Below are 11,780 nucleotides of genomic sequence, written 5' to 3'. Positions count from 1 at the left end.
ATGATTACACTGCAAGAAATGACATCAAAAAAGGAAATGAGAGATTTCGTTGAATTTCCTTTTAAACTTTATAAAAATAATCCTTACTGGGTTCCTCCTATCATAAATGATGAAATTGAAAGTTTTGATAAAACTAAAAACCCGGTTTTTCAACATGCCAAAGCACGTTTTTTTGTTGCCCTTAAAAACAATGAAATTGTAGGCAGAATTGCAGCAATTATTAATGATACAGAGATTCATGAACAAAACGTAAAAAAAATGCGCTTTGGCTGGTTCGATTTTATTGATGATCCCAAGGTTTCAAAAATTCTATTAAACAAGGTTGAAGAAATTGGAACGCAAAATAAATTGGAATTTATGGAAGGCCCAATGGGCTTTTCAAACTTAGATAAAGTTGGTGTATTAACCGAAGGTTTTGATCATATTGGTTCTATGATTACCTGGTATAATTATTCTTACTACCAAAAACATTTAGAAAATTTAGGATTCAAAAAAGAAAAGGAATACAATGAAAGTAAATTCCCGTTTATCAATGTAAAGCCTGAATTTTTTTCCAAAGCGAATGAAATCATTAAAAATCGCTATGAACTTAAACCGCTTAATTTCACCAAAACAAAAGATATTTTACCTTATGTGAATGAAATGTTCGATTTATTCAATGACAGTTACGCTTCTTTGTCATCATTCGTGCCAATTTCCGATATTCAAAAGGAATATTTTAAAAAGAAATTTATACCTTTTATCAATCCGGAACTGATCACATTTGTTGTGAATAAAGATAACAAATTGGTCGCTTTTGCCATTACCATGCCATCATTTTCTGAAGCGCTTCAAAAATCAAAAGGCAAATTATTTCCATTTGGAATTTTTCACCTGTTAAATGCGAAAAAAAACAGCAAAGACATTCTTTTTTATTTAATTGGCGTTCATCCCAGCTATCAAAATAAGGGCGTTCATTCCATCATTTTTGAAGAATATTATAAAACATATTCCAAAAAAGGAATTATTAACTGCTTTAGAACACCTGAACTCTCTACAAACAAAGCGGCAGCAGCATTGTGGAAAAATTTTGACCCGGTAATTTATAAAAAAAGAAGTACGTTTAGAAAAGATTTATAATGCAATTATTTTACAATCCAGAATTAACAACCGAGACAAAACAGTTTTCTTTTGATAAAATTGAAAGCAGACATGTTGTTCGTGTTTTAAGAAAAAAAGAAGGTGACAAAATTTTTATCACAAATGGTTTAGGTCAATTATTTACTTCGGAAATACTGATTGCGGACGACAAAAAATGTTTGGTCAAAATTGTGAATCTGGAAATCCAAAAAAATGATAGAAATTACTATTTGCACGTCGCCATTGCGCCCACAAAGCTTAACGACCGATTTGAATGGTTTTTAGAAAAAGCAACCGAAATAGGAATTGATGAAATTACGCCAATTATTTGCGAAAACTCTGAACGCAAAGTACTTAAAACAGACAGAATGGAAAAAATAATTCATTCGGCAGCGAAACAATCACTTAAATTCCATTTTCCGAAATTAAATGAACCTGTCAGTTATAGTGCGTTTGTGCAATCAGATTTCAGCGGACAACTATTTATTGCTCATTGTGAAGAAACAGACAAAAAATCATTGAAATCAGAATTAAAACCTGCCTTGAAAACCACCATACTAATTGGTCCGGAAGGTGATTTTTCATCCAAAGAAATTCAACAAAGTTTGGACAATAACTTTATTCCTGTATCTTTGGGAAAAAGCCGTTTACGTACTGAAACTGCCGGTTTGGTTGCAGTTCACAGCGTGGCATTTGTAAATGAATGAATTTAATGGGTACATTTCAAATATTTTATTTAAAAACCCGTAGCAATAGTTTAAAGCTTCGTCTTTTTTCTGTTGTCTTTTTTATGGTGTCTTTTACCCAAATTTCCGCACAACAAGTTGCTGTTTTAAAGTACGGCGGAGGAGGTGATTGGTACGCAAACCCTACTGCTTTGCCCAACCTTATTGAATTTTGCAATAAAAATATTAAAACATCCATCAAAGAAAATCCGGAAACGGTTGAAGTAAACAGCGTTGCTATTTATAATTATCCCATTATTTTTATGACCGGACATGGTAATGTGAGCTTCTCAGACGACGATATTGAGAATCTAAAAAACTATTTAATTTCAGGTGGGTTTTTACATGTTTCCGACAATTACGGACTTGACAATTATATCAGAAGAGAACTCAAAAAAGTATTTCCGAAACTGGATTTTAAAGAAATACCTTACAATCATCCTGTCTATCACCAAACATTTAATTTTGAAAATGGCTGCCCTAAAGTTCATGAACACAACAATAAACTACCTCAGGGTTTTGGATTGTTTTATGAAGGAAGATTGGTTGTCTTTTACGACTATGAGTCCGATTTAAGTGATGGTTGGGAAGATGAAGAAGTGCATAACGATCCTTATGAAATTCGTGAAAAAGCATTGAAAATGGGTGCAAATATTGTTGAATACGCTTTTAAAAACTAAATATGTCAGAAAATTTAGATTCCCTAAAAATAAATTTTGATACCGAAGGTCTTTGGGTTTTAAACATTACCCTTGCAATTATTATGTTTGGCGTTGCGCTTGGAATTACCATGGATGATTTTAAACGATTATTTCAAAATCCGAAAATTTTAATTACTGGTGTTATTTCGCAATTTATTTTATTGCCAATGGTCACTTTTATTTTTATAAAATTGACGAACCCAATGCCAAGTATTGCTCTAGGAATGATGATGGTTGCAGCCTGTCCGGGAGGAAACATCTCAAATTTCATGACGCAAATGGCTAAAGGAAATTCGGCATTATCAATTAGTTTAACTGCTTTCTCAACCTTGCTTTGCTTAGTAATGACCCCTTTTAATCTATATTTTTATGGAAATTTATACGCACCTACTTCTGAAATTCTTCAAACCATAGAATTAAACCCTTGGGAATTGGTGAAATTAGTTACGCTTATTTTGGGAATTCCGTTAATTTTAGGAATGTGGGTAAGAAATTCCAAGCCTGAATTGGCTGCTAAATTGGCTAAAATTCTAAAACCAGTTTCTTTGCTCATTTTTATGCTTTTTATCATTATTGCTTTCTATGAGAATTTTGATATTTTTATAAATTATATTGAGTATGTGCTAATTTTAGTCATAGCGCATAATATATTGGCTTTGTTAACCGGTTTCTATTTTGCGAAATTGATGAAACTATCCCATGAAAATCAAAAAACGATTTCCATTGAAACTGGAATTCAGAACTCCGGGTTGGGGTTGTTGCTTATTTTTAGTTTTTTTAACGGACTCGGAGGCATGGCTCTTTTAGTCGCTTTTTGGGCCATTTGGGATATTTTTTCTGGTTTGGCTCTCGCAACTTATTGGTCAAAACAAAAAATAAAAGAACAGATTTGAGAAATCTTTGGTACAAAATCGTTAGAATTTATGTAAAAATCGGATTGTTCTTTTTATTCAAAAAAGTGTCAGTTTATGGTGAGGAAAATATTCCCAAAAAAGGTGCTGTAATTTTTATTGGAAATCATCAAAATGCGCTAATTGATGCCTTATTAATTCCAACAACGAATAGCAGAAATATTCATTTTCTTACCAGAGCCAGTGCCTTTAAAATTGGCATAGTCAACAAAATATTGCGGTCGCTCAATTTGATTCCCGTGTTTAGAATACGAGATGGGATTCGTACCATAGAAAAAAATGTTGACGTTTTTGAGCAGTGCATAGAAATTTTGAAACAAGAAAAAGGAATTCAAATTTTTGCAGAAGGCGACCATCATTTAGAACGCAGAATTCGACCTTTTAAAAAAGGATTTGCACGAATTATTTTAGGAACACTTCAAAAATACCCCGACTTAACGATTTACATAGTTCCAGTTGGAATTAACTATGATTCCCATTTAAACTTTCCGTCAAGTACTTCTGTTTATTATGGAAAACCTATTCTTGCCAATAAATTTATTGATATTAAAAATCCCGATTTAAAGTTTAAGGAAATCCAAAATCAGGTTTTAGCAGCCCTTAAAAATTTAACGCTTCATGTTGAAGATTTTGCTAATTATGGTGAAATTATCGGAAAGCTGGAAGATTTGAATGTTGACTATTTAAATCCGTTGGAAGCCAAAAAATTACTTGAAAATATAGAAACAATTCCTTCAACAGCTTATAGAAAAAAAAATAAAATAAATTGGTTCGCCCCTATGCAGTTACTTGCTAAATTAAACAGTATTTTCCCTTTATTAATTTGGAAATACATCAAACCAAACATTCAGGATGTAGTTTTTACAAATACTTACAGATTTGCATTAATTGCCACCCTTTTTCCGCTGTTTTATTTAATCCAGGCAGGAATCGTCTATTATATATTTGATTTAAAATTTGCAATTATTTACCTTCTAAGTAGTATTATTTTAGGCATTATTTCAACCAAAACAATTACTGTTAGTCAATAATTGCATCCTGTATCAACTGCTGAATTTCGGTTCTTATATTGTATTTAACCAAATCCATATTTTCTGCGGTAGGAAAAACCCTATTCGATAAAAACACATATACAATTCCCGATTCCGGATCGGCCCAGGTATAGGCACCAGTAAAACCACTATGTCCGAAACTTTGCTCAGAAACACAGCCACACGTAGCTTTTACGCTCTCTTTTAATTGCGGCTTGTCAAAACCAAGCCCTTTTCTCACACCTTCCTTTGCATAATAACGAACGTTAAATTTATTAATAGTCTCCGGTTTAAAGAATCTTTCTCCTCCATAATAGCCTTTTTGCAGGTACATTTGCATTATTTTCGCAATATCATTCGCATTGGAAAATATTCCGGCATGACCTCCTATTCCCCCTTGCATAGCTGCTCCCATATCGTGCACATATCCATTAACCAATTGAAAACGATAATAGGCATCCTTTTCAGTAGGGACTATTTCATTTTTTGAAAATTTATCTAAAGGCAAATAAGTTGTCCTGTCTGCACCCATAGGCCTATAAAAATGTAGTTGGGTAAGCACATTTAAATCAGCTTTATAATAATTTTCAAGATATTCCTTGAAAATATAATATCCTAAATCACTGTATTTATATTCCTTTTTTTTAAGCCGATCTGTATGTGCAATAATATCAAAAATTGAATCTTTATAGGTGCTGATTAAATACAAACTATCGGCTACTTTTATATTGAATTCATCGCTTTTTTCTCTTCGGTAATATTCCGCTGAAGGATTTTTCGTGTCAATATTCAATGTTTGTAAATAGAATGGAATCCAAGGTTTTAGCCTTCCGTAATGCGAAAGAACTTCTTTTACCGTTATTTTGTTTTTATTTGTTTTCCTTAATTTATGAATCAGGCTTCCTAAAGTACTGTTAACATCCAAAATATTACGCTCTTCAAGTTCCATAATCAGCGGGAGTGTTGCCACTATTTTTGTAAGTGAAGCAATATCATATAAATCACTGTTTAACACAGGAGTTATCTTTTCATCGGTATGAAAACCAAAACTTTTTTGGTACACCACTTTTCCCCTTCGAGCCACTAAAATTTGCATACCGGGAGCCATTTTTCCATTTAAAACAATGGCGGCAACTGAGTCTATTTTACTTAATTTTTCGCTGCTCAAACCCACATCTTCAGGAATCGAATATCCTAATAAACCAAGTGAATTAGATATTAACCCTTCATTTTCTGAAAATTGACCAGCAATTGAAACGGGTAATTTTCCTTTTATTTCTAAAGCTCCAAATAGCATTTGAGCGGAAATTTCCTGGGAAATTTCACTATTTTGAAAAGAAACTAAAACGCCTTCAATATTTTCAAAATTTTGAATCTGCAATAAACTGTACGGGCTTGCAAAAACATCTAAAATAACTGAATTGGTTTTGGAAATTTCTTGTAGCTTAATCAATTCTTGGTCTGTAAATTTATAGTCTTTCCAAGGATTGTCATTTGATTTGTGAAATCCGATAATTACCAAGTTATACGGCTTTAGATTGATCATTAAATTATCCAGCGTATCGTTTGAAATTTCATCAACTTCTGTATAATTTTTTAACATGTTTAAAAAATCGGTATGATCTGCATCACCCAATTTAACATAAGCAATTTTCTTTCTCTCTAAATGTTGAATTGGGAAAACCAATGATTCGTTTTTGAGCAACGTAATTGAGTTCTCCACTAAATTTCTATGAAGTAATACGTCTTCAATGGCGTTTAAATCTTCCTGTAAATTGGTTAACTCTATCTTTTTATATTTATTGAGTCCGGCCCAATATTTTGCTTTCAATATTTTTTTGACTGAATAATTTATTCTTTCTTCAGTAATCAAATTTTGGCTTAGGGCTACCTTAATAGTGTCTATTGCCAAAGGCACATCGGTTGGAATTAACAATATGTCATTACCGGCCAACAGAGCCTCCAAATTAATTTCTCCCAGTTCGGAATAATTTGAAACGCCTTTCATATTTAACGCATCAGTTAAAATTAAGCCTTCAAAATTTAATTTCTCCTTTAACAATTTTGAAATAACCTGATAGGAAAGTGATGTAGGGCAATCTTTATTTTCCTCTAACCCCTTAACGCTTAAATGAGCTACCATAATACTGGTTAAATTATTTTTAATTAACTCTTTATAGGGGAATAACTCAATAGAATCTAGTCGATTAAAATCAAAATCCAATATAGGCAAAGATTTATGGGAATCTGAAGCTGTATCGCCATGACCAGGAAAATGTTTGGCATTTGACAATACATTTTGGCTTTGCATTCCTTTGACAAAAGCCAATGCTTTATCCGTTACGTTTTCTCTGTTTTCACCAAAAGAACGATTTCCGATTATCGGATTTTCTGGATTTATATTAATATCCACTACCGGAGCAAAATTAATATGAATACCCAAACGTTTGCAATGTTTTCCCAATTGCGCGCCAAAATCTTCCAACAATTTGTTGTCGGTAATAGCGCCAAGCGTCATATTCCAAGGAAAACGATAGGTCTCCTTTAAGCGCATATCCAATCCCCACTCGCCATCAAAACCAATGAGCAACGGAATTTTAGAAATGGATTGGTAGTTATTGGTTAAAACGGCCTGATTTTCAGGGGTTCCCTGCATAAAAATCAATCCGCCAATATGATAATTCTTGATTAAACTGTCGATAAAAATGCGATGTTTTTCATCTTTATTGGAATAGGCCTGCACCATAAACAACTGTCCTATTTTTTCATCAATCGTCATGTTGTTCATCAAACTATCTACCCATTTTGTTTGGGCAACAGCATCACTCGTTTGTAAAGGGTTCAAGTTTTGGGCTCCAATAAAAGCACCATTCAGCAGTAAAAACAGGAACAATATTTTTTTTATCATTTATTTTGATTTGTGGAATTATATAACAGTTTGGTTGTTAATATTGGTTGCTGCAAATACAAAAATGACAGAAATAATTTTTTATTATTCATTTAAAATAAAACGCTTGTGCCAACTTTTATCTGCCGTTACTTCCCAATTTTGTTCAAAGTCGGCTTTATTCGTGATCATATTATTGAAAACCACTGTGTTTGAAGTAATTTTTTGCTGTTTGGCATAATTTTGAAAATCGGCCAAACTAACAACATTGATACTGTTGTTGTCTTTAAATGAAATATTTAATTTATTGGTTAAATCAATAGCGAATTTTTGTTCAAATTTCCTGATTAAATTAACCGAAGCATCAATGGAGCAGCCCGATACTTCATTATAATTTTCATCAACAGCAATCACAATAAATTGATTGTATTTTATTTGATAAGACGCTTTTAAATCGTCTCCATGCCGTTTCCATGATCCTATAAAATCTTCTAAATTGCGACTTATTTCGTTAATTTCACTTGCTGAAAATTCTCTGTTGGATTGGTATATCCAAATTTTAGAGGTATCCTCTAAACTATCAAAATTCACTAACATATTATATTTTTTGATTGAATTTATTTTTTAAATCTTCAAGAGTCAGTTCTTCCTTTTTTGGATGTACTCTTTCTTTTATTTCCTTCAATACTTTTTTTGTATACAAAGGGAAATCGGCATTTTGAATCCAAGAAAAATAACCCTTATCATCCTTTAATACTTTTTCAACTTTATGGTTTTTATATTTTCCGAAAGTAAATATTTCTTTATCTTCTTTGTTGAATACAATAAATCCGGCCAAATCAGCCCTTTTTACATGGGTAGAGTATTCGTTTAAAAATTCAACATCATTTTCTAAATCTTCATATTTATCTAATTGGGCAGTTAATATTTCATAAGTTGCATTGGTATCTGCCTCGGCCGAATGTGCATTGTCTAAATTTTTTCCACAATAAAATTGATAGCCGGCACTTAAGGTTCTTTCCTCTTTTTTATGAAATATCACCTGAACATCTATGGAAACCCTGTTTTTCATGCTAAAGTCAACTTTAGCGCGCAACATTTCCTCGGCCAACAACGGAATGTCAAATCTGTTTGAATTAAATCCTGCCAAATCACATCCTTTAATCATTTCGCTTACTTTCGGTGCCAATTCATTGAAAGTAGGCTCCGTAACCACTTTTTCATTCGTAATTCCATGAATATCAGAAGATTCTTTTGGGATTTCCATTTCAGGATTTACCAGCCAGGTTTTACTTTCTTTATTTCCGTTTGGAAATATTTTTAATATAGAAATTTCTACAATTCTGTCTTTGGCTATATTAATGCCGGTTGTTTCTAAGTCGAAAAATATAATAGGTTTTTTTAATTTTAATTCCATAGTTTTTTTATCAAATTTCTTGGTAAAGATACCATTTGTAAGGTAAGATTTAAGAATTAAGCAAATAGTTTTATAAAAAAATTAACATAATTCATTTCTATTAAAGGCTTACTCACTTGCCAGCTGATCTTTATAATTTTCAATTTCATTTTTATATTTTTCCGGCAACTCAGGCTCTTTAAAATGGTATTTTTTTAACGTCTCTACAATAATATCTGCAACTAAAAAACGGGCTGTCGGTTTATGATCAGCCGGAATTATAAACCATGGCGCATATGCTGTTGAAGTTCTGTTTAGCAAATCCTGATAACAAGATTTATAATGACTCCAAAGATTCCGTTCCTTTAAATCTCCAGGAGAAAATTTCCAATTTTTTTCTTTTAATCGCAACCTTCTTAAAAGTCGGTTCTTTTGCTCCAGTTTAGAAATATTAAGGAAGAATTTTAAAATGATGGTTCCGTTGGTCGCAATATGTTTTTCAAAACCATTGATTCCTTCCATTCTTTTATTGTAAAAATCATCAGATAAATCGGCTAGACTGTTAACTGCTGGAATATTTTCATTCAATACATATTCGGGGTGAACACGCGTAACCAATACGTTTTCATAATGAGTTCTGTTAAATACGCCTATCTTTCCACGTTCTGGCAAGGCAATATAATGACGCCATAAATAATCATGTTTTAATTCCAGCTCTGTTGGCACTTTAAAACTATGAACCACTACGCCTCGGGCATTTACATCTTTAAAAACTTGTTTTATCAAGCTGTCTTTCCCTGAAGTATCCATTCCTTGAAGGCAAATTAACACCGCATATTTTCCTTCAGCATACATCGTCTCTTGTAACTTACTTAGTTCTTTTCTCGCCTTTTTAAGTTTTTTTTTCGCGTCATCAACTACTTCCATAGCCGGCATTTCACTTAAATTTACGGTACCGATAACTTGATGATTTTCCATTTATTAAAAATATTTTTATAAATATATAAAAATTACACACATAAAAAAATCCCGAGACGTTCGGGATTTTTTGGTGTTAGTCAGTAGTTATTATTTTAAAGTTTCAATTGAGCCTAGAACTCCTTTCATAAAAATATTTAACCCTTCTTTTTGAGATAAACTGTCTTAAATTATTTCATGAAACAAAATGATTAATTTTTGTGAGAAGCCAAATAATTTGCAACCCCTTTGCTGTCGGCCTGCATTGCATCTTTTCCTTCTTCCCAGTTTGCCGGACAAACTTCTCCATTTTCCTGAACATGTGTATAAGCATCAATCAATCGTAAAAATTCTTTTACATTTCTTCCCAATGGCATATCGTTAACACTCTCGTGAAAAACCGTTCCTTCTTCATCAATTAAATAAGTTGCTCTGTAAGTCACATTATCTCCTTCAACTTGAATTGCTCCAGTTTCTTCATCGTAAGTTTCATTGGTAATGTCTAAAATACCTAACCTGCTAGAAAGGTTACGATTACTGTCTCCTAAAATAGGATAAGTAACTCCTTGAATCCCGCCATGGTCTTTTGGAGTATTTAACCAAGCAAAATGAACTTCCGGTGTATCACAAGATGCGCCAATAACTATGGTATTTCTTTTATCGAATTCTGGTAATGCCGCTTGAAAAGCGTGTAATTCTGTTGGACAAACGAATGTAAAATCTTTTGGATACCAAAATAAAATCACTTTCTTTTTATTCTTTATTGCTTCTTCCAATACATTTACTTTAAAAGTTTCGGCCATTTCATTCATTGCGTCTACATTTAAATTTGGAAATTTTTTACCAACCAGTGTTGCCATAATTTATTTATAATTTTAATTATTAATTCAATTTTTTTGCAAATGTAACCATTATTATAAGTTGTTAAAAAAATAAATCCATCCTAATTTTTGATGAATGTATCAATTTTATTGATGACAATAAATTTGAAATATGTATTTATTATATTATAATTATTTATAAATTGAATATATTTAAACAAACCTAACAATGATGAGAAAAATCACAACCAGTTTATTGTTTTTATTTGTTATAACAGCACTTCAAGCGCAAGTTGACCCTGCTATTTTTGACAAATTTGAGTCCAAGTTTTTAAATATTGACGGCTACAAAATTAATGTTGAAGTAAATGGAACCGGTGATCCAATTTTATTTATTCCAGGCGGACCTGGAAATTCACATGATTATATGCAAGGTGCTTTTGGCCAATATTACAAAACCAATACGGTGGTGTTTTTTGATTTTTTGGGTAGGGGAAAATCGGATGACGCAAAGAATAAAAGTGAATATTCTATTGAAAACGATACCGATTTAATTGAAAAAATAAGAAAACAATTAGGCTTTGAGAAAATATCGATTGTTGGCCATTCCTACGGAAGTGTTCCTGCGCAAAATTATGCGATTAAGTATCCAAACCACACAAACAAAATAGTGATTATTGCCGGTTTTCATAGCGGGCTTATGTGGCAAGCCAATTGCGACAGTTACAATCACTATGCAAAAACCCATTTTCCTGAGTTATGGAAAAAAGTAGATTCTTTAAGAACTTTAGGTCTCGTTTCTTCCGATAAAGAATTTATGAAAGTCTATGGAAGTTTTCCAACAAAATATATTTATTATCACAATACAAGCATTAAAGGAAATGTTCCAAAATACGATTTCAGAAACTGGAATAATGATGTTTATGCTCAAATTATTGGACGCGATGGCGATTTTGAAGTGAGCGGAAGCATGATGGATACCGATTTCAGACGCGATTTGAAAAACGTAAAATCCCCAACTTTAATAACTTCCGGAAGGTATGACGGCGTTTCAACTCCTGAATTTAACATTCAGTATCAACTATTTATGCCACAAGCCAAATTTGTGATTTTCGAACAAAGCGGCCACAATCCTTATTTGGAAGAACCTGAAAAATTTTACAAATTATTTGAAGAATTTATGGAAATAAAAATTGAATAATTTTAATTGATAAAAACATAAAACCCTCAAA

The 11,780-nt window shown here is 32.2% G+C and carries 11 protein-coding genes; 6 read left to right on the top strand and 5 right to left on the bottom strand.

All coding sequences use genetic code 11. The features are described 5' to 3' along the window. The 5 genes from ABY285_RS00860 to ABY285_RS00840 all read left to right on the top strand — a co-directional run bounded on the left by ABY285_RS00860 (position 1) and on the right by ABY285_RS00840 (position 4,487). Entirely contained in the window at positions 1-1,119 is a 1,119-nt protein-coding gene (locus tag ABY285_RS00860) for a GTP cyclohydrolase (RefSeq protein WP_372766037.1), read from the top strand. Then, positions 1,119-1,826 (top strand): 16S rRNA (uracil(1498)-N(3))-methyltransferase, encoded by a 708-nt coding sequence (locus ABY285_RS00855; RefSeq protein WP_372766035.1) that lies wholly within the window; start codon positions 1,119-1,121, stop codon positions 1,824-1,826. Before ABY285_RS00860 ends, ABY285_RS00855 begins: the two co-directional genes overlap by 1 nt. A gap of 83 nt (positions 1,827-1,909) precedes the next feature. Then, complete coding sequence (locus ABY285_RS00850; RefSeq protein WP_372766163.1) at positions 1,910-2,524, top strand: DUF4159 domain-containing protein; 615 nt, start codon at positions 1,910-1,912, stop codon at positions 2,522-2,524. A 2-nt stretch (positions 2,525-2,526) separates the two neighbouring features. Then, positions 2,527-3,438: a bile acid:sodium symporter family protein gene (locus ABY285_RS00845; RefSeq protein WP_372766033.1), complete on the top strand. Its 912-nt coding sequence runs from the start codon at positions 2,527-2,529 to the stop codon at positions 3,436-3,438. Continuing rightward, positions 3,435-4,487 carry a lysophospholipid acyltransferase family protein gene (locus tag ABY285_RS00840; RefSeq protein WP_372766031.1) on the top strand — a complete coding sequence of 351 codons (1,053 nt, stop codon included), beginning with the start codon at positions 3,435-3,437 and terminating at the stop codon, positions 4,485-4,487. Before ABY285_RS00845 ends, ABY285_RS00840 begins: the two co-directional genes overlap by 4 nt. Here the strand turns inward: ABY285_RS00840 and ABY285_RS00835 are convergent. The 5 genes from ABY285_RS00835 to ABY285_RS00815 all read right to left on the bottom strand — a co-directional run bounded on the left by ABY285_RS00835 (position 4,477) and on the right by ABY285_RS00815 (position 10,587). Further along, positions 4,477-7,395, bottom strand: a complete 2,919-nt coding sequence (locus ABY285_RS00835) for a glycoside hydrolase family 3 N-terminal domain-containing protein (protein WP_372766029.1) — start codon at positions 7,393-7,395, stop codon at positions 4,477-4,479. The two genes, ABY285_RS00840 and ABY285_RS00835, sit on opposite strands and share 11 nt — an antisense overlap. Before the next feature lie 84 nt (positions 7,396-7,479). Further along, positions 7,480-7,971 carry an ABC transporter ATPase gene (locus ABY285_RS00830; RefSeq protein WP_372766027.1) on the bottom strand — a complete coding sequence of 164 codons (492 nt, stop codon included), beginning with the start codon at positions 7,969-7,971 and terminating at the stop codon, positions 7,480-7,482. Position 7,972: 1 nt separating this feature from the next. Further along, positions 7,973-8,791 (bottom strand): exonuclease domain-containing protein, encoded by an 819-nt coding sequence (locus tag ABY285_RS00825; protein ID WP_372766025.1) that lies wholly within the window; start codon positions 8,789-8,791, stop codon positions 7,973-7,975. A 108-nt stretch (positions 8,792-8,899) separates the two neighbouring features. Beyond that, positions 8,900-9,748 carry a PPK2 family polyphosphate kinase gene (locus ABY285_RS00820; protein ID WP_372766023.1) on the bottom strand — a complete coding sequence of 283 codons (849 nt, stop codon included), beginning with the start codon at positions 9,746-9,748 and terminating at the stop codon, positions 8,900-8,902. Between the two features lie 191 nt (positions 9,749-9,939). Further along, a complete protein-coding gene (locus tag ABY285_RS00815; RefSeq protein WP_372766021.1) occupies positions 9,940-10,587 on the bottom strand; it encodes a peroxiredoxin in 648 nt (215 codons plus the stop codon). 190 nt (positions 10,588-10,777) lie between these two features. Here ABY285_RS00815 and ABY285_RS00810 point away from each other — a divergent pair, with 190 nt between their 5' ends. Continuing rightward, on the top strand, positions 10,778-11,749 hold the full coding sequence (locus ABY285_RS00810) for an alpha/beta fold hydrolase (protein ID WP_372766019.1): 972 nt from the start codon (positions 10,778-10,780) through the stop codon (positions 11,747-11,749). Positions 11,750-11,780 lie beyond the last annotated feature (31 nt).

Source organism: Lutibacter sp., from assembly GCF_041555395.1.
Classification (GTDB): Bacteria; Bacteroidota; Bacteroidia; order Flavobacteriales; family Flavobacteriaceae; genus Lutibacter.
Note: the sequence above shows the minus strand (reverse complement) of the source record. Positions and strands in the feature narration are given on the sequence as shown.

Excerpts from the sequence above, each read along its gene's own strand:
- ABY285_RS00860 (WP_372766037.1), top strand. The coding sequence starts at position 1 with ATGATTACACTGCAAGAAATGACATCAAAAAAGGAAATGAGAGATTTC.
- ABY285_RS00855 (WP_372766035.1), top strand. The coding sequence starts at position 1,119 with ATGCAATTATTTTACAATCCAGAATTAACAACCGAGACAAAACAGTTT.
- ABY285_RS00850 (WP_372766163.1), top strand. The coding sequence starts at position 1,910 with ATGGTGTCTTTTACCCAAATTTCCGCACAACAAGTTGCTGTTTTAAAG.
- ABY285_RS00845 (WP_372766033.1), top strand. The coding sequence starts at position 2,527 with ATGTCAGAAAATTTAGATTCCCTAAAAATAAATTTTGATACCGAAGGT.
- ABY285_RS00835 (WP_372766029.1), bottom strand. The coding sequence starts at position 7,395 with ATGATAAAAAAAATATTGTTCCTGTTTTTACTGCTGAATGGTGCTTTT.
- ABY285_RS00830 (WP_372766027.1), bottom strand. The coding sequence starts at position 7,971 with ATGTTAGTGAATTTTGATAGTTTAGAGGATACCTCTAAAATTTGGATA.
- ABY285_RS00825 (WP_372766025.1), bottom strand. The coding sequence starts at position 8,791 with ATGGAATTAAAATTAAAAAAACCTATTATATTTTTCGACTTAGAAACA.
- ABY285_RS00820 (WP_372766023.1), bottom strand. The coding sequence starts at position 9,748 with ATGGAAAATCATCAAGTTATCGGTACCGTAAATTTAAGTGAAATGCCG.
- ABY285_RS00815 (WP_372766021.1), bottom strand. The coding sequence starts at position 10,587 with ATGGCAACACTGGTTGGTAAAAAATTTCCAAATTTAAATGTAGACGCA.
- ABY285_RS00810 (WP_372766019.1), top strand. The coding sequence starts at position 10,778 with ATGATGAGAAAAATCACAACCAGTTTATTGTTTTTATTTGTTATAACA.